The sequence below is a fragment of the Streptomyces sp. 1114.5 genome, from assembly GCF_003635085.1.
Classification (GTDB): Bacteria; Actinomycetota; Actinomycetes; order Streptomycetales; family Streptomycetaceae; genus Kitasatospora.
This window is the reverse complement of record NZ_RBXE01000001.1, coordinates 3,566,626-3,587,783: the sequence shown is the minus strand read 5'-3', so window position 1 is coordinate 3,587,783 and position 21,158 is coordinate 3,566,626. Positions and strand designations below refer to the sequence as shown.

The following is a 21,158-nucleotide window of genomic DNA, read 5'->3' as shown; positions in this document are numbered from 1 at the left end:
AGCAGGCACGGGCAACGCGGGTGCTGCTCGGAGCAGGGCTCTGCTCGGAGCAGGGCTCTGCTCGGAGCAGGGCTCGCCTCAGAGCAGGAAGCCCGCCGGGAACGGGTCGCTCGGGTCGAGGAAGTACTGGGCGGTGCCGGTGACCCAGGCCCGCCCGGTGACGGTGGGCACCACGGCGGGCCGCCCGGCGACCTCGGTCTCCTCGACCAGCCGCCCGATGAAGGTCGTGCCGATGAAGGAGTCGTTGCGGAAGTCCTGCCCGAGCGGCAGCTCGCCGCGCGCGTGCAGTTGGGCCATCCGCGCGGAGGTGCCGGTGCCGCAGGGCGAGCGGTCGAACCAGCCGGGGTGGATGGCCATGGCGTGCCGGGAGTGCTCGGCGGTGGAGCCGGGCGCCAGCAGCTGGACGTGGTGGCAGCTGTGGATGGACGGGTTCTCCGGGTGCACCGGCCGGTCGGGGCCCGCGTTGATCGCGTCCATCAGGGCGAGGCCGGCGTCCAGGATCTCCTGCTTGCGCTCGCGTTCGAAGGGCAGCCCGAACCGGTCGAGCGGCAGGATGGCGTAGAAGTTGCCGCCGTAGGCGAGGTCGTAGCTCACGGTGCCGTAACCGGGCACCTCGATCTTGCGGTCCAGCGCGACCGAGTAGGACGGCACGTTGTGGATGGTCACCGCCTTGGCGGCGCCGTCCTCGACCTGCACCTCGGCGACCACCAGCCCGGCCGGGGTGTCCAGCCGTACGGTGGTGACCGGCTCGACCACCGGCACCATCCCGGTCTCGACCAGCACGGTGGCGACGCCGATGGTGCCGTGCCCGCACATCGGCAGCAGCCCGGAGACCTCGATGTAGAGCACCCCGAAGTCGGCGTCCGGCCGGGTCGGCGGCTGCAGGATGGCGCCGCTCATCGCCGCGTGGCCGCGCGGCTCGTACATCAGCAGGGTCCGGAAGTGGTCCAGGTGCTCCTGGAAGTGCACCCGGCGCTCGGCCATGGTGGCCCCGGGGATGATGCCGAAGCCGCCGGTGATCACCCGGGTCGGCATGCCCTCGGTGTGCGAGTCGACGGCATGGAACACATGACGGCTCCGCATGGGTCACAACTCCCGTACAGGTTCTGGTGGTTGGTGGGGCCTGGCCGGCTGCCCCCGCAGCCGGCCGGGAAGTCGGGCGCGGCCAGGACACGCCCCGGGGCAGGCCTTACGCCAGACCCTCGGCCAGCGCCTTCTCGGTGGCGGCGCGCACGGCCGCCTCGACCTCCGGGGTGAGCGGCAGCCGCGGCGCCCGGGCCGGCCCGCCGGGGCGCCCGGCGATGTCCATGGACAGCTTGATGGCCTGGACGAACTCGGTCTTGGAGTCCCACCGCAGCAGCGAGTGCAGCGACTTGTACAGCGGCAGCGCGGTCTCCAGGTCGTGCTTGACCGCGGCGTCGTAGAGCGCGACCGAGGCCTCGGGCAGCGCGTTCGGGTAGCCGGCGATCCAGCCGACCGCGCCGGCCAGCGCCAGCTCCAGCAGCACGTCGTCGGCGCCGATCAGCAGGTCCAGCCCGGGGGCCAGCTCGGCGATCTCGTACGCCCGGCGGACGTCGCCGCTGAACTCCTTGACCGCGACGATCGAGCCCTCGCCGTGCAGCTGGGCGAGCAGCGCCGGGACGAGGTCCACCTTGGTGTCGATCGGGTTGTTGTAGGCGACGATCGGCAGGCCCGCCTTGGCGACCTCGGCGTAGTGCGCCCGCACCGAGGCGTGGTCGGCCCGGTAGGCGTTCGGCGGCAGCAGCAGGACGGAGCCGGCGCCGGCCTCGGCCGCCTGCTCGGCCCAGCGGCGGGACTCGGCGCTGCCGTACGCGGCGACCCCGGGCATGACCCGGGAGCCGTCGCCGGCCGCCTCGACCGCGACCTCGACGACCCGGGCGCGCTCCTCGGCGGTGAGCGTCTGGTACTCGCCCAGCGAGCCGTTGGGGACGACGCCCTCGCAGCCGGAGTCGATCAGCCAGCGGACGTGCTCGGCGTAGGCGTCGTAGTCGACGGAGAGGTCCGGGCGCAGCGGGATCGTGGTGGCGACCATGATGCCGCGCCAGGGACGGTTGGTGTCGTGCTGGGTGATGGACACGTGCAACTCCTTGGTGAGGTGTGACATTTTATAGGAGCGGACAGGCCGGAGACAAGGTCCCCGACCGACCCGTTCGACAACAGGCCGAGCGGCCGAGCGGCAGGCCCTACCCCGGCGACGGCCCCGCCGCCAACTGCGAGAGCGGCACCGGGCACCCCAGCGGCCGCCGATCCGGCCCCGAGGCCGAACCCGCCCCCGCCAGACAGGCCACCGCCGGCCCGCACATCCGCCCCTGGCACCAGCCCATCCCGGCCCGGGTGAGCAGCTTGACGGTGCGCGGATCCCCCACGCCCAGCTCCTCCACCGCCTCCCGGACCGCCGAGACCGGCACCTCCTCGCACCGGCAGACGTCGGTGTCCGGACGCAGCCACCCGGTCCAGCCGGGCCCGGGCCGGTGCGCGGCGGCCATCAGCTCGGCGAAGGCCCGCAGCCGCGCCCGGCGGCGCAGCAGCGCGGCCGCCGGCAGCGCCCCGGACACCGCGTGCGCGGCCAGTTCGCCCTCGGCGAGCGCCAGGTCCGCGCCGCCGACGCCGTTGGTCTCCCCCGCCGACCAGAGGCCGGGCACGCTGGTGCGCAGCCGGGCGTCGACCTCCAGCGCAACCGCACCGTCCGGCCCGGTCCGGGTCCGCGCCCCCAGCTCGGTGGCGAGGTCGATCTGTGGCAGCAGGCCGTGGCCGACGGCGAGCGCGTCGCAGTCGATCCGCCGCTCGGTGCCGGGCACCGGCCGCCAGTCGGCGTCCAGCCGGGCGACCGTGACGCCGGTGACCCGGTCCGTCCCGTGCGCCTCGACCACGGCGCTGCGCGGCCGCAGCCGTACGCCGTGCCGCAGCAGCGCGCCGCCGTGCCCGGCGCCCTCCACCAGCTTGCCGGGGACGCCCGCGAGCACTCCGGGGCGCCGCGCGTACCCGAGGTAGGCGGTGGCCTCGACCACCGCGGGCACCTCGGCCCCGGCGGTGACCAGCGAGGACGCCGCCGCGAGCAGCAGCGGTCCGCTTCCGGCGACCACGATCCGCCGCCCGGGCAGTACGAGCCCGGCCTTGAGCATCGCCTGCGCGCCGCCCGCGGTGACCACTCCGGGCAGGGTCCAGCCGGGGAACGGCAGTTGCCGCTCGTACGCGCCGGTGGCGAGCAGCACCGACCGGGCCCGGACGGTGGCCCGGTCGGTGCTCTCCGGCCCGCGTGTGACGTGCACCGCGAAGCCGTCCCCGGTGCGCTCCAGCGCCCAGACCTGGTGCCCGCCGCGGAAGGCGGCCGCCCCGGACCGTTCGTGGGCGGCGAGCCGGTCGGCCAGGCCGGTGTAGGCGGACCAGTGGTGGTGCAGCCGGTCCGGGCGGGCCGCGCCGAGGCCGGGCGCCGGGTGGCGGTAGTACTGCCCGCCGGTGCTCGACCCGCCGTCCAGCAGGACGCACCGCAGCCCGAGGTCGGCGGCGGTGACGGCCGCGGCGAGCCCGGCCGGGCCTGCGCCGACCACCGCGAGGTCGAACAGCGAATCGTCAGACGGCGAGGTCGGCACGGCCGTGGCCCTCCTGGGTGGTGACGGTGGTGCCGGGCTCGGCGGGCAGCAGGCAGGTGCGCTGGTTGGGGCGGCCGTTCACGACGGCCAGGCAGTCGAAGCAGGCGCCGATCCCGCAGAACGCCCCGCGCGGCTTCCCGCCGACCCTGGTGGTGCGCCAGGCGAGCACGCCGTCGGCCCAGAGCGCGGCGGCGATGGACTGCCCGGGCAAGGCGGGGACGGGCCGCCCGTCGAACTCGATGTGGTGGGCGGGCCCGGGCTCGGCCTCGACCAGCCCGGCGGGGGTGCGGCGGCGCATCGGCGGCTTCTCCAATCCAGGACGGAATCTCATACGGGGCGGTGACGGGGCGGTGGCGGGGCCGGTCTCACCGGCCGGGAACCGGTCTCACCCGGCCGGGAACCGGTCCGCCCGGAACGGCGCGAGGTCCTGCTCCGGCTGCTTGCCGGCGAGCTGCTCGCTGATCAGCAGTCCGGTCGCCGGAGCCAGCCCGATGCCGGCCCCCTCGTGCCCGCACGCGTGGTACAGCCCGGCCACCCGGGGGTCCGCGCCGATCGCCGGCAGGTGGTCCGGCAGGTACGGGCGGAAGCCCCGGTAGGCCCGCATCACGGCGACCTCCGCGAGCACCGGGAAGAGCTCCGCGGCCTGGACGGCCAGTCGGCGCAGCACCTCCTGGGAGAGGGTGCGGTCGAAGCCGACCCGTTCCCGGCTGGCGCCGATCAGCACCGGCCCGCCCGGGGTGCCCTCGATCACGGCGGAGGTCTCCAGCCCGGCCGAGCTGCTGGCCACGTTGGCCACGTAGTCGGCGGCGTAGACCTTGTGCCGGACGACCCGCGGCAGCGGTTCGGTGACCAGCACGAAGCCGCGCCGGGGCATCACCGGCAGGTGCACCCCGGCCAGCGCGGCCAGTTCACCGCCCCAGGTGCCGGCCGCGTTCACCACGGCGGGTGCGGCCAGCCGGCGGCGGTCGGTGCGCACACCGCGCACGGCGCCGTCCGGCCCGCGGTCCACGGCGGTCACGGTCTCCCCGGTGATCAGCTCGGCGCCCATCCGGCGGGCCGCGAGCAGCAGCCGGGCAGCGGCGAGGGCGGGCTGGACCTGGGCGTCCTGGGGGTAGTGGAAGCCGCCGGCCAGGTCGGGGGCGAGGTGCGGCTCCAGTTCGTGCAGCCGCTCGCCGGGGACCTCCTCGGCGACCACCCCGACGGCGCGCTGGCCCTCCGCGAAGGCCCGCAGCGCCTCCTGCCCGGCGGCGGTGGAGGCGACCACCACGCCACCCTTGGGCTCGTACTCGACGGCCGCGCCGAGCTCGTCGGCGAGTTCGCGCCAGAGCCGCGCACTGAGCAGTGCGAGGTCGAGTTCGGGGCCGGGCTCCTTGTCGGAGACCAGCACGTTGCCCTCGCCCGCGCCGGTGGTGCCGCCGGCCACCGGCCCGCGGTCCACGACGGCGACGGCGAGCCCGGCGCGGGCGGCGTAGTAGGCGCAGGCGGCGCCGACCACTCCGGCGCCGACCACGACGACGTCCAGGGGAGGTCTCTGGGTCTTCAGCACGCCAGTAATATGTCACATGCCATCAACCCTGCCAAGACCACCCGCCGAAACCCGGGGGAGCCCCCGACCAGCGAAAAGCCCCGGCCCGCCGCTCGGAAGCGACGGGCCGGGGCTCACGAAGGCCTACGCCGGCCACGACGGCCTACGACGGCTCACCGGCTCAGGTGATGTCGTCCATCTGCTCGTGGCGGGCGCCCGGCACCGGGGCGCTGCTCGCCGTCGGCGCCGCCGACGCCCGGACGGCCTCCGCACCGGCCACCGGCTGCACGGACAGGTCCAGGTGCGAGGCCTCCTCGTCGTCCAGCCCCGCGTCCGGGTTGCGCCGCGCCTTCCGCTTGTCGTTGAAGAGCGCGATCGCCACGGCGATGAAGTACAGCGCCCAGATCGGCGCCGACAGCAGCAGCATGCTGACCGGGTCGGCGCCCGGGGTGGCGAACGCCGCGAACACGGTGATGGCCATGACCATCCCGCGCCACCAGCCGAGCAGCCGCCTGCCGGTCACGATGCCGACCAGGTTGAGCATCACCAGCAGCAGCGGGAACTCGAAGGCCAGACCGAAGACCAGCACCATCCGGGTGGCGATGTCGAAGTAGTCCTCGGGCGGCAGGATCGGCGTCGTGTCGCTCGGGGTGAACGAGATCAGCATCTCGACCATGGTCGGCATCACCATGATCGCGCAGCCCACGCCCGCCAGGAACAGCGGGGCGCCGCAGACCATGAAGAGGATCGCGTACTTCTTCTCGTGCCGGTGCAGACCGGGCGCCACGAAGGCCCACACCTGGTACAGCCAGACCGGGACGGCCGCGACCACGCCGGCCGTCAGCGCGACCTTCAGCATCCAGTTGAAGCCCGCGGTGAGGCCGATGTTGGACACCTGGGCGCAGCGCCCGTGGTAATGGTCGGCGGCCACCTTGGTGTTGCACTGCGGCAGCGGCTGGAGCAGGAAGTGCTCGATGTCCTTGTGGAAGACCGCCGCGATGGCCGCGAACAGCACGATCGCCAGGACCGACTTCACCACGCGGTTGCGCAGTTCCCGCAGGTGGTCGGCGAGGGCCATCCGCCCCTCAGGGTCCTTTGGCGCCTTCGACGCCTTGGAGAGCTTGCTCAACCCCGGTCCTCAACTCGTGCGTCGAGGCCCGCCGGTCGACGGGCCTGCGTGGTCGTGTGCGTCGCGTGCGCCGTGTGCGTCGCGCTCAAGGCCGACGCTCGCCGTCGGCCCCGGACTCCCCGTCCGAACGCATCGCCTTGGCCTCGCTCTTCAGGATCCGCAGCGACTGGCCCAGCGACCGCGCCACCTCCGGCAGCCGCTTGGCTCCGAACAGCACGATGGCGACTACCACGATCACGACGATCGCGGTCATCGAGATGCGCATGGCCGACCACCTTCAGTCATGGCGGCCCGACGGGCCGTCCGCTGCGGATGGTAACCGCTGCGGATGACGCCACGACGACGGCCGCCCGAACAGGACAGCGGCCCCCGGTACACGGTTCTCAGGAGCCATCTGAGAGCGTAACCCGCCCCTACCTCCGCGCAGCAGCCCCCGTACCGCGAACGGTTTCGCCGTGCTACGGGCCGCGGGCGCCGCGCCAGGGCGCTACGCCCGGCCCGGCACCGCCTCCGCGAGGTCCTCCGCCGCCGAGGCCAGCGCCCGCGAGGCCGCGTCCACGCCCTTGGCGAGCGTCCGCACGTCCAGCCAGAGCCGGATCGCGAGGACCCCCAGGACCAGCAGGCCCGCCGTGGCGAGCAGGACGGCGGCGACGAGCATCCAGGACATGCGCCCCACCCTATACGGGCCCCGAGCGGGGCCCGCCCCGACTCCTACCCCAGCTCGCCCCGCCCGCTACCCCCCGCTCACCCCGCCCGCTACCCCTCCGCCGGCACGAGCCGCATGGTGCGGACCCCGGCCCCGGTGAGCGCCTCGACGATCTTCTCCCCGGCCTGCTTGCGCACCGCCGCCCCGCACTGCGGGCAGCCGAAGCTGTAGTGCGCCTGGGCCGGGGTGCGCCCCAGGGTCAGCCGGAACTCCTCGGCGGGCAGCTCCACCTTCTCCCGGCACTCCGAGCAGTACACCTTGAATCTGGTCCCGGGTTCCACCGCTCAGACCTGCCCCTCCCCGTAGGCGGCCAGCGCCTCGCGCGCGGCCGAGCGCGCCTGCTCGGCCGGCTCGGGCGGCGAGACGATCCGGCCGTCCCGGCCCAGCCGCAGCGCCAGCGGGCGCAGCTGGGAGGGGTCGGCGCTGCGCAGGGTGATCCGCAGCCCGCCGTCGGGCAGTTCCTCGGCCCGGTCGTGGGTGTAGTACTCGGCGACCCAGCGTCCGGCGGAGGAGACCTCGATGACGACCTCGGGGTCGTCGGCCGCCGGGTTGACCAGCCCACCGCTGAGGTCGCGCGGCTCGCGCCGGGGCGGGTCGGCGGGTACGTCCAGGACGCGGATCTCGGCGACCCGGTCGAGCCGGAACATCCGGTGGTCCTCGGAGGTGCGGCACCAGGCTTCGAGGTAGGTGTGGCCCTCGGTGAGCAGCCGGATCGGGTCGACCTCGCGCTCGGTCATGCCGCCGCGCCCGTGCGAGTAGTAGCGCAGCCAGAGCCGGCGGCCCTCACTGAGCGCCCGGTCGATGTCGGCGAAGACGTGGCTCTCCGCCTCGAAGGTCACGCCGACGCGGGCGCTGCCCTCGGCGCTCTCCCCCGCCGCGTTCTCGATCTTGGCGACGGCCCGGGTCAGCGCCTCCCGGTCCCCGGCCCGCAGCCCGGGCAGTCCGGCGACCGCGCGGGCGGCCACCAGCAGCGCGGTGGCCTCGTCGGCGGCCAGCCGCAGCGGCTGGGCCACGTCGTCGACGTTGTGCCACCAGATCCGCTCGCCGTCGGTGTCGATGTCGAGCAGGTCGCCGCCGCGGAAGCTGGTGCCGCACATCGGCAGCACGTTGAGGTCCCCGATCAGCTCGCGCTCGCTGATCCCGAAGGCCCGGGCCACCTCGGCGACCTCGGCCCCGGGCCGCTCGCGCAGGTAGGTGACCAGCGACAGCATCCGTCGCGTCTGGTCGATTGCGTTACTCATGCCCGAACGTCCTCCGAGTCCAGCCCCGCGACCGCCCGCAGCCGGTCGATCACATCCGCCCGCAGCTCCTCCGGCCCGAGCACCACCACGTCCGGCCCGAACTCCGCGAGGTCGGCGCCCAGACCGTTGCCGTACGGGATCTCCAGCTCGTCCCAGACCTCGTCCACCCGGGTGCTGGCCAGCGCCTTGGTGCGCAGCGGGAAGCCCGCGCCCCGCCGGACCCGCACGGTGGCGGTGGCGGTGGCGCCCTCGCCGGCGAACTTCGCCACGGTGGCCCGGACGTCCACGTGCTCGGGCACGGTGCCCAGGAAGGCCCCGTTCTTCGCCCGCACCTTGCCGGTGATCCGGCTGAGCCGGAACACCCGGGCGTCGCCGCGGTCGCGGTCGTACCCGGCCAGGTACCAGTGCCCGCGCCAGCACTCCAGCGCCCACGGCTCGACGCTGCGCTGCTCGACGGCGGCGGCGCCGGCCTTGCGGTACTCGAAGGTGACGGGGCGGCGGTCCCGGGCGGCGGTGAGCAGCGGCTCGAACGCGGCCTCCCGGGCGGGGATGCGCGGCTCCAGGGCGGTACGGCCCTCGGCCTCGGTGAACGGCACTCCGGCCGCACGCAGCTTCTGCAGCGCGCCGCTGGCCGCGCCGGACATCTTGGCCTGCTGCCAGACCCGGGCCGCCAGGGTCAGCGCGGCCGCCTCCTCGGCGTCCAGCGCGATCTCGGGCAGCCGGTTGCGGTCGGCCCGGGCCAGGTAGCCCAACTCGCCGTCCAGGGCGCTCTCGTCGACGTCGATCACCAGTCCGAGTTCGCGCAGGTCGTCCTTGTCCCGCTCGAACATCCGGTTGAAGGCGTCCTCGCTGCTGCTCTGCCAGGCCTCGCGGTACGCCTCGATGGATTCCCGCAGCTCCTTCTTGGAGAGCGGCCTTCTGGTGTTCATCAGGCACAGGGCGAGATTCATCAGCCGCTCTGCCTTGGCGATCGCCATCGCTGACCCTTCCGGTGTGCCGCGCCGCGCGCGGGGTGCGCCAACCGGGCGATCTCGACCCGGCGGGACCGACCGTACCGGTAGCGGTACGCACTGCAAAAGCCGCCTCCCGAACCCGGTCCTCCGCCCGTGCCCTCCGGGCCCGGACACGCCCGTGGGCCGGGCCCCCGGAGGGGTCCGGCCCACGGCGCGAAGGGCCTCAGACGGCCAGCAGGTCGACCACGAAGATCAGGGTCGAGTTCGCCGGGATGAGCGGCGACGGCGACTGCGCGCCGTACGCCAGCTTCGCCGGGATGGTCAGCTCGCGGCGGCCGCCGACCTTCATGCCGACGACGCCCTGGTCCCAGCCCTTGATGACGCGGCCGGCGCCCAGCGGGAAGCGGAACTCGTTGGGGCTCCGGTTCCAGCTGGCGTCGAACTCCTCGCCGGTCTCGAAGGTCACGCCGACGTAGCGGACGCTGACGTTCTGGCCCTTCTTGGCCTCCGCGCCGTCGCCCACGACGATGTCGCGGATCTGCAGCTCCGTCGGGGCGTCGCCGATCGGGAAGTCGATCTCGGGCTTCTCGTTGAGGTTGACGCTCACAGTCCCTCTTCTCATGTCTCGCCTTGCATTTCACGACCAAGCAGCGGGCGCCCGTACCGTGGTCCCGGAATGGACCACGGTACGGGCGCCCGCCGCCCGTCCGGGCCCGGCCACGCGGCCGGACCCGAAGGTCACACGCACACCATTCTCACCCGAAAGTGGATCAGCCCACACCGGCGTCCAGGATGTCCACCACGAAGACCAGCGTCGCGCCGGGCGGGATGTCGCCCTGGCCCTTGTCGCCGTAGCCCAGCGCGGCCGGGACCACCAGCTCGACCCGGCTGCCGACCGTCTGGCCCTCCAGGCCCTGGTCCCAGCCCTGGATGACCTGGCCGCCGCCGAGCGGGAAGGCGTACGCCTGGCCCTTGCCGAGCGAGGAGTCGAAGACCTTGCCGTCCTTGAACAGCGCACCGGTGTACTGGACGAGGACCTTGTCGCCCTTCTCCACCTTCGGCCCGGTGCCCTTGATCAGGACGTGCGACTTCAGCTCGGTCGGGTCCTTGGCGCCGGCCACCGGGGTGATCTCGGCCGGCTTCTTGCCGTTGTCCTTGACCTGCGGGAAGTCCGCCGGCGGCGGGGTGACCGTGCCGCTGACGACCGCGTCGGGCGCGTTGGCGTTGCGGATGTCGATCACGAAGATCAGGTCGTCCTTGGGCCCGATCGACATGTCGGCCTTGCCCTGGGAGCCGAACGCGGCGGCCGGCGGGGCCACCACCAGCACCCGGCTGCCGGCCTTCTTGCCGAGCACGGCCTGGTCCAGCGCCGGGATCAGCGAGGACGTGCCGGCCTGGAAGATCTGCGGCTTGCCGTTGGCGTCGTACGAGCTCGGGATGTCCTTGCCGGTGTTCCAGTCCTTGGCGGTGTAGTCCACCGAGGTCCAGGAGTTCTTGTCCACCTTGGGCCCGGTGCCCTCGGTGAGCACCTTCACCACGAAGGAGCCGTCGGACTTGTCGGCCGGCACCTGGATGTCGGCCTTCTTGCCGAAGTCACCGGCGACGGTCGGCAGCACCTTGGCGCTGTCCTTGACCGGCGGCACCGGGTCGGCGGTCGGCGTGGGCGGCGCGGTCTTGGCCGCGTCGGGCTTGGCCGCCGACGCGTCGTCCTTGGAGCCGTCCTTGTTCACCATGTAGAGCGTCACGGCACTGCCCGCCAGCAGCACGGCCAGCACCGTGCCGAGGATCACGCCGAGCCTGCCGACACCGGGCGGGTTCTCGTCGTACCCGGCCTCGGAGGTGTCGCTCTTGCGCACGTTGGAGGCGAAGATCTGCGGGGTGTCGTCGGTCTTCGTCCCGCCCGCGGCACGCGGCGCGTCACCGGGCCGGGCCCAGCCGGCCTGCTGCTTCAGGATCGACGGCGGAACGACGATCGACTCGCCGTCCCCCGGAAGCGGGCCGCCGGGACGGGAGGCGGCCGGGTCACCCGCAGGGCTGTCGTTCGCCGCGGTGCCGGCCCCGCCCGGGCTCGGCGTCTTCTCAGTCATGACTCCCCATCCATCTCGCCACAGGTCTTCCAGGTCTGCGCCCGGCGTGCTGAGCGCCGGCCTGCCGCCGCACCGCCCGCCCGTACCTTGGCGCCGGACGGCGCTTGCCACAGCGCGAGGGCAGTATGACAGCTCAGGATGAGGGCGGACGCTTCGTTGTACGAGCGTCCGCCCAAGCGTACGGAATCCCCCGGGTGACTTCCTAGACCGCTTCCAGAATGTCGATCACGAAGACCAGCGTGGAGTTCGCCGGGACGGCGCCCTGGGCCTGGTCCTTGTACCCCAGCGCGGGCGGCACCACCAGCAGCACCCGGCTGCCCACGTTCTGCCCGACCAGGCCCTTGTCCCAGCCCTCGATCACGCTGCCGGTACCGATCTGCACCGCCTGCGCGCCGCCGTGCGTCCAGGAGGCGTCGAACTGCTGGCCGTTGCTCCACAGCACCCCGGTGTACTGCACCACCAGCGTCTGCCCGCTCTTGACCTGCTTGCCCTCGCCCTTGATCAGCACCGCCTGCTGGAGGTCGGTGGGCGGCGCCTGCCCGGTCGGGATGGTGATCGTCACCGGCGCCTTGCCGTTGTCCTTGACCTGCGGCAGCGTCGCGGCCGGCTGGGTCATGTTCCCGGTGAGCGTGGAGTCCTGCGGCAGGCTCTCCATGATGTCCAGCACGAACACCACGGTGTCGCCCTTGTTGACGCCCAGCTGGCCGGAGCCCTGCTCACCGAAGGCCGCCGCCGGCGGGGCCACCACCAGCAGCCGGGAACCCACCTTCTTCCCGATCACGCTCTGGTCCAGCGCCGGCACCAACTGCCCGCTGCCGGCCTGGTAGAGCTGCGGCTTGCCGTTCGGGTCGTACGAACTGGGCAGGTCCTTGCCGGTGGTCCAGTCCTTCGCGGTGTAGTTGACCGTCACCCAGTCGCCCTTGTTGACGGTCGAGCGCTCGCCGTCGATCGCCGTGTTCACCACGAACTGGCCACTGGGCTGCTGGCCTTCGGGGATGGTGATGGTGGCCTTGCTGCCGAAGCCGCCGCCCGAGAGGGTGGGCATCGGCGACGCCTCGCTGACCGGCGCGGGCACCGTCGGAGCGGCGCTCGCCGTGGACGGCGTCGCCGGACCGGCCGCCTTGGGGGAACTGCTGCAGGCGACCGCCAGCAGCAGGGGCAGGGTGAGAAGCAAACCGGCGGTGCGGCGCACGGTGGTCCTAACTGTCGGTCGAAGTCGGCTCTCCTGACTCGACGGACAGCGTATGCCCGGCGCGCGTCCGGCCCCGGTAGACACCACCGGGGCCGGTCACGACCTTGATCACATCGCCGCGGTCGCGGCGCCCACGGGCTACATCCCCGCGATGAGCTTCTCCACCCGCTCGTCGACCGAGCGGAACGGGTCCTTGCACAGCACCGTGCGCTGCGCCTGGTCGTTCAGCTTCAGGTGCACCCAGTCCACCGTGAAGTCCCGGCGCTGCTCCTGCGCCCGGCGGATGAAGTCCCCGCGCAGCCGGGCCCGGGTGGTCTGCGGCGGGATCGACTTGGCCTCGAAGGTCTTGAGGTCGGTGGTCACCCGCTGCGCCTGGCCCTTGCCCTGGAGCAGGTAGAACAGGCCCCGACGGCGGTGGATGTCGTGGTACGCGAGGTCGATCTGGGCGACCCGCGGGTTGGACATGCTCATCTGGTGCTTCTCGCGGTAGCGCTCGATGAGCTTGTACTTCATGATCCAGTCGATCTCGGTGGCCACCCCGTCCAGCCGCTCGCTGCGGACGGCCTCCAGGGTGCGGCCCCACAGGTCGAGGACCCGGCCGATGGTGCCGGTGTTGATGCCCTTGCGGTCGGCGAACTCCAGCGCCTTGCTGTAGTACTCCTCCTGGATGTCCAGCGCGCTGGCCTCGCGGCCGTTGGCGAGCCGCACCTGGTGGGTGCCGGTGAGGTCGTGGCTGACCTCGCGGATGGCCCGGATCGGGTTCTCCAGGGTGAGGTCGCGCATCACCACGCCGGCCTCGATCAGCCGCAGCACCAGGTCGGTGGCGCCGACCTTGAGCAGCGTGGTGGTCTCGGACATGTTGGAGTCGCCGACGATCACGTGCAGCCGGCGGTAGCGCTCGGCGTCCGCGTGCGGCTCGTCCCTCGTGTTGATGATCGGCCGCGAGCGGGTGGTGGCGGAGCTGACGCCCTCCCAGATGTGCTCGGCCCGCTGGCTGACGCAGTACACCGCGCCGCGCGGGGTCTGCAGCACCTTGCCCGCCCCGCAGATCAGCTGCCGGGTGACCAGGAAGGGGATCAGCACGTCGGCCAGCCGGGAGAACTCGCCGTGCCGGGCCACCAGGTAGTTCTCGTGGCAGCCGTAGGAGTTGCCGGCCGAGTCGGTGTTGTTCTTGAAGAGGTAGACGTCCCCGGCGATGCCCTCCTCGTGCAGCCGCCGCTCGGCGTCCACCAGGAGGCCTTCGAGGATGCGCTCGCCCGCCTTGTCGTGGGTCACCAGCTCGACCACGTCGTCGCACTCGGGAGTGGCGTACTCGGGGTGGGAGCCGACGTCGAGGTAGAGCCGGGCGCCGTTGCGCAGGAAGACGTTGCTGCTGCGGCCCCAGGAGACGACCCGGCGGAACAGGTACCGCGCGACCTCGTCCGGCGACAGCCGCCGCTGCCCGCGGAACGTGCAGGTCACGCCGTACTCGTTCTCCAGCCCGAAAATCCGGCGGTCCATGAGCACTCCTTGCTTTGTCGGAGCTGTCCGAAACCGCCTCCACGGCGGCCGGGCCGCCGCAGGGGCACCGGAGTCCCGTACGGCGATCGCGCCGCACGGGACTCCGAAGGCACTACTCGTCCGACGGCGGGGTGGCCGCCGGCTTGTCGTCGTCGTCCGCCTCGGCGGACTGGTCCCCGTCGAGCAGTCGGCCGAGCTGGTTGCCCAGGATCCGCTTGAACTTGCGCTGCTGGAACCGCTGGCGGTCGAGGACCGCGACCTCCAGCTGTTCCGGGGTGAGGCTGCGCGGGCTGCCGCCGTTGGGGTCGCGGGCGAGCGAGTCCACCGCGACCTTCACCGCCTCGGTCAGGCTCAGGCCGACGCGGTGGCGCTGGCCCAGGTAGTTGCCGATGGAGTCGGCGTTGCCGCCGACCACCACGTAGTTCTTCTCGTCGACGACCGAGCCGTCCGGCGTGAGCCGGTAGATCTGGTCGTTGTCGGCGGATCGGCCGACCTCGGCCACGATCAGCTCGACCTCGTACGGCTTCTCGCCGACCGAGGAGAAGATGGTGCCCAGCGTCTGGGCGTACACGTTGGCCAGGCCCCGGGCGGTGACGTCGGCCCGGTCGTAGGAGTAGCCGCGCAGGTCGGCGTAGCGGACGCCGCCGATGCGCAGGTTCTCGAACTCGTTGTAGCGCCCGACCGCCGCGAAGGCGATCTTGTCGTAGATCTCGGAGACCTTGTGGAGCGCCCTGGAGGTGTTCTCGGCGACGAAGACGATGCCGTCGGCGTAGGTGAGCACGACCACGCTGCGGCCGCGCGCGATGCCCTTGCGGGCGTACTCCGCGCGGTCCGCCATGGCCTGCTGGGGCGAGACGTAGAACGGTGTCGACACCGGCGGTCGTCCCTTTCCTGTGAGGTGTGGCTAGAGCAGCGGGGCCTGCGGGCCGTTGGGGTGGACGAGCCGCTCGTCGGTGATCGAGACGGCGATCTCGGCGACCTCCGCGTCGGTGAGGCGGCGGAAGCCGTCCTCGGTGATCAGCGAGACGAGCGGGTAGATCTTGCGGGTGAGGTCGGGGCCGCCGGTGGCGGAGTCGTCGTCCGCCGCGTCGTAGAGCGCCTGGACGACCAGGGTCGAGGCCTGGTCGGCCGTCAGGCCCTCGCGGTAGAGCTTCTTCATCGAGCCGCGGGCGTAGACCGAGCCCGAGCCGGTGGCGGCGAAGCCGCGCTCCTCGGAACGCCCGCCGGTGACGTCGTAGTTGAAGATCCGGCCGCGGCCGAGGTCGAGGTCGTAGCCGGCGAACATCGGCACCACCGCGAGGCCCTGCATCGCCATGCCCAGGTTGCCCCGGATCATGGTGGTGAGGCGGTTCGCCTTGCCCTCCAGGGAGAGCACGGTGCCCTCGATCTTCTCGTAGTGCTCCAGCTCCAGTTGGAACAGCCGGACCATCTCGACCGCGAGTCCGGCGGTGCCGGCGATGCCCACCGCGCTGTACTCGTCGGCCGGGAACACCTTCTCCATGTCGCGCTGGGCGATCACGTTGCCCATCGTCGCCCGGCGGTCACCGGCGATCACCACGCCGCCGTCGAAGACCGCGGACACGATCGTGGTGCCGTGCGGGGCCTCGACGACGACTCCCTCGGGGAGCCCTCTCAGGCCGGGGATCAGCTCCGGCCTGTGCTCGGCGAGGAAGTCGAGGAACGAGGACGACCCCGGGGTCAGGAAGGCAGCCGGTAGACGCCCGGTGCCACGAGTGTTGGCTTCCACACGATTCCTTCCAGGTAGCTTGAAGCGCGCATTGCCCGCACCCTACCCGCCCGACGATCTTTGTCCACGCCTGGAGCGGAGGTGCCGAGCGGCCGGGCGGCAGAAGCCGCCCGACCGCCCTCGACGGTCTCGACCGTGAATTCCCGATGACCGGGGAGGGGCTATTGCCCGCCCTTCTGCACGAATCCCCGGACGAAATCCTCGGCGTTCGATTCGAGGACTTCGTCGATTTCGTCCAGTACCGCGTCGACGTCGTCGCTCAGCTTTTCCTGGCGCTCCTTGAGGTCGTCGGAATTCTGGGATTCCGCAACCTGCTCCTCGACCTCCTCGGAGGAGCGGTTCGCCCGCTGCTGGCCGCCGCCGGTGTCCTTGCTCGCCATTTCCCTCACCCCGCTCGATTCGTCTGGCACGGTTGGGTCGCTGCTTGCTGCACCGACCCTATACACAAGGTGCGACTGCCGCTCCCGGTTTGCCGGTGGCGCTTCCTGTCCAACACCCGCTGCCACCCCGGATGATTCCCATTCGGCGGACGTTCACCCGTGGTGATCGAAAAGTTACCCGCCGGACAGGACCCGTAGCAGGTCCTCCGCCGTGCGACAGCGGTCCAGCAGCTCCTTGACGTGGTTGCGGGTGCCGCGCAGCGGCTCCAGGGTGGGCACCCGCTGCAACGAGTCCCGGCCCGGCAGGTCGAAGATCACCGAGTCCCAGGAGGCCGCCGCGACGTGCTCCGCGTACTGCTCCAGGCAGCGCCCGCGGAAGTACGCCCTGGTGTCCTCCGGGGGCTTGGAGACGGCCCGCTCGACCTCGTCCTCGGTCAGCAGCCGCTCGAACCGCCCGCGGGCCACCAGGCGGTTGTAGAGGCCCTTCTCGGGCCGCACGTCGCTGTACTGGAGGTCGACCAGGTGCAGCCGCGGGTTGGACCACTCCAGGGCGTCCCGGGTGCGGTAGCCCTCCAGGATCTCCCGCTTGGCGATCCAGTCCAGCTGCCTGGACAGCGACATCGGGTCGCGCTCCAGCCGGCCCAGCACGTCCTCCCAGCGGACCAGGACGTCCACGGTCTGCTCGTCCGCGTCGTTGCCGAAGCGGTCCTCGACGTACTTGCGGGCCAGCTCGAAGTACTCCAGCTGGAGCTGGACCGCGGTGAGCTTGCGCCCGTTGCGCAGGGTGATCAGGTGCTTGAGCGTCGGGTCGTGGGAGACCCGGTGCAGGGTGCGCACCGGCTGGTCGACGGCGAGGTCGGAGGCGATGAAGGAGTCCTCGATCATCGACAGGACCAGCGAGGTGGTGCCCAGCTTGAGGTAGGTGGAGATCTCGGAGAGGTTGGCGTCCCCGATGATCACGTGCAGCCGGCGGTACTTCTCGGCGTCGGCGTGCGGCTCGTCCCTGGTGTTGATGATCGGGCGCTTGAGGGTGGTCTCCAGGCCGACCTCGACCTCGAAGTAGTCCGCCCGCTGGCTGATCTGGAAGCCGTGCGCCGAGCCGTCCTGGCCGATCCCGACCCGGCCGGCGCCGGTGACCACCTGGCGGGAGACGAAGAACGGCGTGAGGTGGCGGACGATGTCGGCGAACGGGGTCGCCCGCTTCATCAGGTAGTTCTCGTGGGTGCCGTAGGAGGCGCCCTTGTTGTCGGTGTTGTTCTTGTACAGGTGGATGGTCTGGCCGTTGGGCAGTTCCAGCGCGCGCTGGGCGGCGGCCGCCATGATCCGCTCGCCGGCCTTGTCCCACAGCACGGCGTCGCGCGGGTTGGTCACCTCGGGCGAGCTGTACTCGGGGTGTGCGTGGTCCACGTAGAACCGGGCCCCGTTGGTGAGGATGACGTTGGCGAGGCCGATGTCCTCGTCGGTCAGCTGGCTGGCGTCCGCCACCTCCCGCGCGAGGTCGAAGCCCCGGGCGTCGCGCAGCGGGTTCTCCTCCTCGAAGTCCCAGCGGGCCCGCCGTGCCCGGTGCATCGCCGCCGCGTACGCGTTGACGATCTGGGACGAGGTGAGCATGGCGTTGGCGTTGGGGTGGCCGGGCACGGAGATCCCGTACTCGGTCTCGATGCCCATCACGCGCCGTACGGTCATGCGGCCCTCCTTGCCCGGTGCCCCGCCCCCGACGGGCGGGACACGCTGACGTACCGCTGAACAACACCGACGCCGGCGATCTGCCCGCGAACGGTGGGTCGAGCCTAGAACCCGGCGCCGGACGGCGGGCCCCGAGACGCGCCGTCCGGCTGCGGGGCCGCGAGGCGCCACAGCCGGACGGTGTGCGTACAGCTCCGGGGACCGCTGCCGGCCCGGGTAACCGTGTGTGCTTACAGGTACTGCCCCGTGTTGGCGACGGTGTCGATCGAACGGCCGGACTCGGCGCCCTGCTTGCCGGTGACGAGCGTGCGGATGAAGACGATCCGCTCGCCCTTCTTGCCGGAGATGCGGGCCCAGTCGTCCGGGTTGGTGGTGTTCGGGAGGTCCTCGTTCTCCTTGAACTCGTCCACGCAGGCGGCGAGCAGGTGGGAGACGCGCAGACCGCGCTGACCGTGGTCGAGGAAGTCCTTGATGGCCATCTTCTTCGCGCGGTCGACGATGTTCTGGATCATCGCGCCGGAGTTGAAGTCCTTGAAGTACAGGACCTCCTTGTCACCGTTGGCGTAGGTGACCTCCAGGAAGCGGTTCTCCTCGGTCTCGGAGTACATCCGCTCCACGACCGACTGGATCATCGCGGCCACCGTCGCCTCGACGGAGCTGTCGTGCTCCTTGAGGTCGTCCGGGTGGAAGGGCAGCGACTCCTTGAGGTACTTGGAGAAGATGTCCTTCGCGGCCTCGGCGTCCGGGCGCTCGATCTTGATCTTGACGTCCAGGCGGCCGGGCCGCAGGATCGCCGGGTCGATCATGTCCTCGCGGTTCGAGGCGCCGATGACGATGACGTTCTCCAGCCCCTCCACGCCGTCGATCTCGGCGAGCAGCTGCGGGACGATGGTGTTCTCCACGTCCGAGCTGACGCCGGAACCGCGGGTGCGGAACAGCGACTCCATCTCGTCGAAGAAGACGATGACGGGCGTGCCCTCGCCCGCCTTCTCCCTGGCCCGCTGGAAGACCAGGCGGATCTGCCGCTCGGTCTCGCCCACGTACTTGTTGAGCAGCTCGGGGCCCTTGATGTTGAGGAAGTAGCTCTTCCCCTGGGGGCGGCCGGTGACCTCGGCGACCTTCTTGGCCAGCGAGTTGGCCACCGCCTTGGCGATCAGCGTCTTCCCGCAGCCGGGCGGACCGTAGAGCAGGACGCCCTTGGGCGGGCGCAGCTCGTACTCCTTGAAGAGGTCGGCGTGCAGGTACGGCAGCTCGACCGCGTCGCGGATCAGCTCGATCTGGTTGCTGAGGCCGCCGATCTGGCGGTAGTCGATGTCCGGGACCTCTTCGAGGACCAGCTCCTCGACCTCGGACTTCGGCACGACCTCGTACACGTAGCCGGAACGGGGCTCCAACAGCAGGGCGTCCCCCGCCCGGATGTTGGTCTCGCGCAGCGGTTCGGCGAGGCGCACCACCCGCTCCTCGTCGGTGTGGCCGAGAACCAGGGCGCGTTCGCCGTCCTCCAGGACTTCCTTGAGGGTGACGATCTCGCCGATGCGCTCGAAGGCCATCGCGTCCACGATGTTGAGGGCCTCGTTGAGCATCACTTCCTGGCCGCGCCGCAGTTCGTCGAGGGCGACGTTGGGGCTGACGTTCACGCGGAGCTTGCGCCCGCCGGTGAAGATGTCCGCGGTCCCGTCCTCGTTCGCTTCGAGGAAGGTGCCGAAGCCGGCCGGGGGCTGTGCCAGCCGGTCCACTTCCTCCTTGAGGGCCACGATCTGGTCGCGGGCCTCGCGCAGGGTGGAGGCGAGCCGTTCGTTCTGGGCGGTCACGCCCGCCAGGTTGGTCTGGAGCTCGACGATCCGCTCTTCGAGGATCCTCGAATTGCGCGGCGAGTCGGCGAGCTTGCGGCGCAACACTGCGATTTCCTGCTCTAGGTACGAGACCTGAGCGGCCTCGTCGGAACCACGAGCGGGCCTGCCGGTGCTGCGGTTGTAGTCGTCATCGTGGGCTGCCACGGTCCTCACCTCCTCCGGGGAGCTGGACGCTTCCAGACCCTACCTGGGACCAGGGGTCCGTAAACCCCTAGATCAAGAAAGATGGAACGGGCGTGTCCGATCTTCGCCCCAGCGTGCTTCCCCTCTGCATAGGGGATACCCACCGCGCACCACCCAAAGCGGGCCAGATGTATCGTCGAGCGAAGTGATATCCGATCGCGACCGCCACTCCGGCTCCGATCGTTGTACGAATGGCGGGATTGCTCCAGGAATAGGGCGACCCGGGACAGAAACGGCAGGGGACCATGTCGGTGACCGAGCAGACGGCTGCGGCGACCGAGGCGCTGGAGGTGTGGATCGACCAGGATCTGTGCACCGGCGACGGAATCTGCGTCCAGTACGCACCGGAGGTCTTCGAGCTGGACATCGACGGCCTCGCCTACGTCAAGGGGCCGGACGACGAACTGCGCCAGCAGCCCGGGGAGAGCGCCCCGGTGCCGCTGACGCTCCTTCAGGACGTGGTGGACTCGGCGAAGGACTGCCCCGGCGACTGCATCCACGTGCGCCGGGCGTCCGACCGGGTCGAGGTGTACGGGCCGGACGCCGAGTAACCGCCCCGAGGCACCGGGCCTGAGCGCCCGGAGGCGAGCGGGCGAGTTGCTGTCAGGCCACGGAGACCGGGGCGGCGGTCTGGGAGCGTTCCCAGCCGCCGCCCTTGTGCGTCCAGCTGAGGTCGAGTGAGATGTCGGGCCGGAAGCGCGGCACGTCCTCGCTCGAATACCCCTGCGCGTGGCCGGTGATGGCGCCGTCGGAGCGCACCGCGAGCCGGTTCACGGTGAGGTTCTCGCGCTCGGGGAGCAGGGTGGCGACCACCGCGGGGCGGCCGTCGGAGCCGAAGCCGAGCAGGAAGACGGCGTCCGGCGGGGTGCCGGTCTCGGTGTCGCAGTGCGCGGCGACCACCGTGCCGGGGCGGCCGCCGCCGAGTTCGGCGGGCACGCTGAGCACCGTCTTCACCGGGAACGGTCCGCAGTCCAGCGGGAGTTGGACCTCGGCCGGATCGGGGGCCGCGCTCGCGGCGAGGGCCTTGGGAGTGCCGTGCCCGGGCACCGGGGTGCCGGTCGCCGGGGAGGCGGCGAGGGCGGCGGCCACCACCGCGCCGCAGCCGGCCAGGGCGAGGGCCCAGTGCCAGGGGGAGGTCCGCGCGTGCCCGGGCCGGGTGCGGCCCCGCGGTGTCTGCTGTCCAGCCGTCGCCGTCGTCCCGACCAAGGTCTCCACCAGGCGTCCCCTCCAGAGCTCCAGGAGCTGGTCTGCGTGAGCGAGCATCCTCCCACACCGTGCTGACGGAAATGCCGGCCGGGGCGCTGCACGGGCGGGCCGGCCACGACAAAAGGGGTGGCACGAGAATTCTCGTGCCACCCCTGTTCC

The 21,158-nt window shown here is 71.8% G+C and carries 21 protein-coding genes and 2 pseudogenes; 1 reads left to right on the top strand and 22 read right to left on the bottom strand.

The annotated features are described in order from the left end of the window. Positions 1–78 precede the first annotated feature (78 nt). The 21 genes and pseudogenes from BX285_RS16020 to arc all read right to left on the bottom strand — a co-directional run bounded on the left by BX285_RS16020 (position 79) and on the right by arc (position 19,754). The gene (locus tag BX285_RS16020) at positions 79–1,083 is read right to left on the bottom strand and encodes a proline racemase family protein (protein WP_097238602.1); all 1,005 of its coding nucleotides are present in this window, start codon (positions 1,081–1,083) and stop codon (positions 79–81) included. A gap of 106 nt (positions 1,084–1,189) precedes the next feature. After that, positions 1,190–2,053 carry a dihydrodipicolinate synthase family protein gene (locus tag BX285_RS16015; RefSeq protein WP_398900963.1) on the bottom strand — a complete coding sequence of 288 codons (864 nt, stop codon included), beginning with the start codon at positions 2,051–2,053 and terminating at the stop codon, positions 1,190–1,192. 151 nt (positions 2,054–2,204) lie between these two features. Further along, complete coding sequence (locus tag BX285_RS16010) at positions 2,205–3,611, bottom strand: NAD(P)/FAD-dependent oxidoreductase (RefSeq protein ID WP_121175487.1); 1,407 nt, start codon at positions 3,609–3,611, stop codon at positions 2,205–2,207. Then, complete coding sequence (locus BX285_RS16005; protein WP_097238599.1) at positions 3,592–3,909, bottom strand: (2Fe-2S)-binding protein; 318 nt, start codon at positions 3,907–3,909, stop codon at positions 3,592–3,594. Before BX285_RS16005 ends, BX285_RS16010 begins: the two co-directional genes overlap by 20 nt. A gap of 87 nt (positions 3,910–3,996) precedes the next feature. After that, positions 3,997–5,157 carry an FAD-binding oxidoreductase gene (locus BX285_RS16000; protein WP_257032860.1) on the bottom strand — a complete coding sequence of 387 codons (1,161 nt, stop codon included), beginning with the start codon at positions 5,155–5,157 and terminating at the stop codon, positions 3,997–3,999. Between the two features lie 160 nt (positions 5,158–5,317). Further along, positions 5,318–6,214, bottom strand: a complete 897-nt coding sequence (tatC, locus tag BX285_RS15995) for a twin-arginine translocase subunit TatC (protein ID WP_097238598.1) — start codon at positions 6,212–6,214, stop codon at positions 5,318–5,320. Between the two features lie 148 nt (positions 6,215–6,362). Beyond that, a pseudogene (gene tatA / locus BX285_RS15990) lies at positions 6,363–6,530 on the bottom strand (Sec-independent protein translocase subunit TatA); the annotation flags it as partial. A gap of 222 nt (positions 6,531–6,752) precedes the next feature. Continuing rightward, positions 6,753–6,932 (bottom strand): hypothetical protein, encoded by a 180-nt coding sequence (locus BX285_RS15985; protein WP_097238596.1) that lies wholly within the window; start codon positions 6,930–6,932, stop codon positions 6,753–6,755. An 89-nt stretch (positions 6,933–7,021) separates the two neighbouring features. After that, the gene (locus BX285_RS15980) at positions 7,022–7,252 is read right to left on the bottom strand and encodes a hypothetical protein (protein ID WP_097238595.1); all 231 of its coding nucleotides are present in this window, start codon (positions 7,250–7,252) and stop codon (positions 7,022–7,024) included. Positions 7,253–7,255: 3 nt separating this feature from the next. Then, entirely contained in the window at positions 7,256–8,212 is a 957-nt protein-coding gene (locus BX285_RS15975; RefSeq protein ID WP_097238594.1) for a YafY family protein, read from the bottom strand. Continuing rightward, complete coding sequence (locus tag BX285_RS15970; RefSeq protein WP_097238593.1) at positions 8,209–9,189, bottom strand: YafY family protein; 981 nt, start codon at positions 9,187–9,189, stop codon at positions 8,209–8,211. The genes BX285_RS15975 and BX285_RS15970 overlap by 4 nt, the downstream gene beginning before the upstream one ends. 199 nt (positions 9,190–9,388) lie before the next feature. After that, positions 9,389–9,787: an FKBP-type peptidyl-prolyl cis-trans isomerase gene (locus BX285_RS15965; RefSeq protein WP_218893117.1), complete on the bottom strand. Its 399-nt coding sequence runs from the start codon at positions 9,785–9,787 to the stop codon at positions 9,389–9,391. Positions 9,788–9,935: 148 nt separating this feature from the next. Further along, the gene (locus tag BX285_RS15960; RefSeq protein WP_097238591.1) at positions 9,936–11,252 is read right to left on the bottom strand and encodes an FKBP-type peptidyl-prolyl cis-trans isomerase; all 1,317 of its coding nucleotides are present in this window, start codon (positions 11,250–11,252) and stop codon (positions 9,936–9,938) included. 202 nt (positions 11,253–11,454) lie between these two features. Next, positions 11,455–12,444 carry an FKBP-type peptidyl-prolyl cis-trans isomerase gene (locus BX285_RS15955; RefSeq protein ID WP_121175486.1) on the bottom strand — a complete coding sequence of 330 codons (990 nt, stop codon included), beginning with the start codon at positions 12,442–12,444 and terminating at the stop codon, positions 11,455–11,457. Between the two features lie 138 nt (positions 12,445–12,582). After that, complete coding sequence (gene pafA, locus BX285_RS15950; protein WP_097238589.1) at positions 12,583–13,944, bottom strand: Pup--protein ligase; 1,362 nt, start codon at positions 13,942–13,944, stop codon at positions 12,583–12,585. A gap of 112 nt (positions 13,945–14,056) precedes the next feature. Then, positions 14,057–14,818, bottom strand: coding sequence for a proteasome subunit alpha (gene prcA, locus BX285_RS15945; protein ID WP_121175485.1), 762 nt, complete (start codon positions 14,816–14,818; stop codon positions 14,057–14,059). A 30-nt stretch (positions 14,819–14,848) separates the two neighbouring features. Continuing rightward, a complete protein-coding gene (prcB, locus tag BX285_RS15940) occupies positions 14,849–15,646 on the bottom strand; it encodes a proteasome subunit beta (RefSeq protein ID WP_373560573.1) in 798 nt (265 codons plus the stop codon). Next, positions 15,643–15,720 (bottom strand): annotated as a pseudogene (locus tag BX285_RS39480) (recombination endonuclease VII); the annotation flags it as partial. The gene prcB and the pseudogene BX285_RS39480, both read right to left, overlap by 4 nt. Before the next feature lie 132 nt (positions 15,721–15,852). Next, positions 15,853–16,071, bottom strand: a complete 219-nt coding sequence (locus BX285_RS15935; protein WP_030055588.1) for a ubiquitin-like protein Pup — start codon at positions 16,069–16,071, stop codon at positions 15,853–15,855. Positions 16,072–16,245: 174 nt separating this feature from the next. Further along, complete coding sequence (gene dop / locus BX285_RS15930; protein ID WP_121175484.1) at positions 16,246–17,757, bottom strand: depupylase/deamidase Dop; 1,512 nt, start codon at positions 17,755–17,757, stop codon at positions 16,246–16,248. Positions 17,758–17,987: 230 nt separating this feature from the next. Continuing rightward, on the bottom strand, positions 17,988–19,754 hold the full coding sequence (gene arc, locus BX285_RS15925; protein ID WP_097238586.1) for a proteasome ATPase: 1,767 nt from the start codon (positions 19,752–19,754) through the stop codon (positions 17,988–17,990). A gap of 284 nt (positions 19,755–20,038) precedes the next feature. Between arc and BX285_RS15920 the strand changes: the two genes are divergently transcribed. Further along, entirely contained in the window at positions 20,039–20,344 is a 306-nt protein-coding gene (locus BX285_RS15920; protein ID WP_030055585.1) for a ferredoxin, read from the top strand. A 52-nt stretch (positions 20,345–20,396) separates the two neighbouring features. Here the strand turns inward: BX285_RS15920 and BX285_RS15915 are convergent, their stop codons facing one another. Next, a complete protein-coding gene (locus BX285_RS15915) occupies positions 20,397–21,056 on the bottom strand; it encodes a hypothetical protein (RefSeq protein ID WP_147465171.1) in 660 nt (219 codons plus the stop codon). Between the last annotated feature and the right edge of the window lie 102 nt (positions 21,057–21,158).

What these genes read in the sequence shown, in the direction of transcription:
- BX285_RS16005 (WP_097238599.1), bottom strand. Translation starts at nt 3,909, where the DNA reads ATGCGCCGCCGCACCCCCGCCGGGCTGGTCGAGGCCGAGCCCGGGCCC.
- pafA (WP_097238589.1), bottom strand. Translation starts at nt 13,944, where the DNA reads ATGGACCGCCGGATTTTCGGGCTGGAGAACGAGTACGGCGTGACCTGC.
- BX285_RS15985 (WP_097238596.1), bottom strand. Translation starts at nt 6,932, where the DNA reads ATGTCCTGGATGCTCGTCGCCGCCGTCCTGCTCGCCACGGCGGGCCTG.
- dop (WP_121175484.1), bottom strand. Translation starts at nt 17,757, where the DNA reads ATGACCGTACGGCGCGTGATGGGCATCGAGACCGAGTACGGGATCTCC.
- BX285_RS16020 (WP_097238602.1), bottom strand. Translation starts at nt 1,083, where the DNA reads ATGCGGAGCCGTCATGTGTTCCATGCCGTCGACTCGCACACCGAGGGC.
- BX285_RS16015 (WP_398900963.1), bottom strand. Translation starts at nt 2,053, where the DNA reads ATGGTCGCCACCACGATCCCGCTGCGCCCGGACCTCTCCGTCGACTAC.
- BX285_RS15920 (WP_030055585.1), top strand. Translation starts at nt 20,039, where the DNA reads ATGTCGGTGACCGAGCAGACGGCTGCGGCGACCGAGGCGCTGGAGGTG.
- tatC (WP_097238598.1), bottom strand. Translation starts at nt 6,214, where the DNA reads ATGGCCCTCGCCGACCACCTGCGGGAACTGCGCAACCGCGTGGTGAAG.
- BX285_RS15975 (WP_097238594.1), bottom strand. Translation starts at nt 8,212, where the DNA reads ATGAGTAACGCAATCGACCAGACGCGACGGATGCTGTCGCTGGTCACC.
- BX285_RS15970 (WP_097238593.1), bottom strand. Translation starts at nt 9,189, where the DNA reads ATGGCGATCGCCAAGGCAGAGCGGCTGATGAATCTCGCCCTGTGCCTG.
- BX285_RS15960 (WP_097238591.1), bottom strand. Translation starts at nt 11,252, where the DNA reads ATGACTGAGAAGACGCCGAGCCCGGGCGGGGCCGGCACCGCGGCGAAC.
- BX285_RS15915 (WP_147465171.1), bottom strand. Translation starts at nt 21,056, where the DNA reads ATGCTCGCTCACGCAGACCAGCTCCTGGAGCTCTGGAGGGGACGCCTG.
- BX285_RS15965 (WP_218893117.1), bottom strand. Translation starts at nt 9,787, where the DNA reads ATGAGAAGAGGGACTGTGAGCGTCAACCTCAACGAGAAGCCCGAGATC.
- BX285_RS15935 (WP_030055588.1), bottom strand. Translation starts at nt 16,071, where the DNA reads ATGGCGAGCAAGGACACCGGCGGCGGCCAGCAGCGGGCGAACCGCTCC.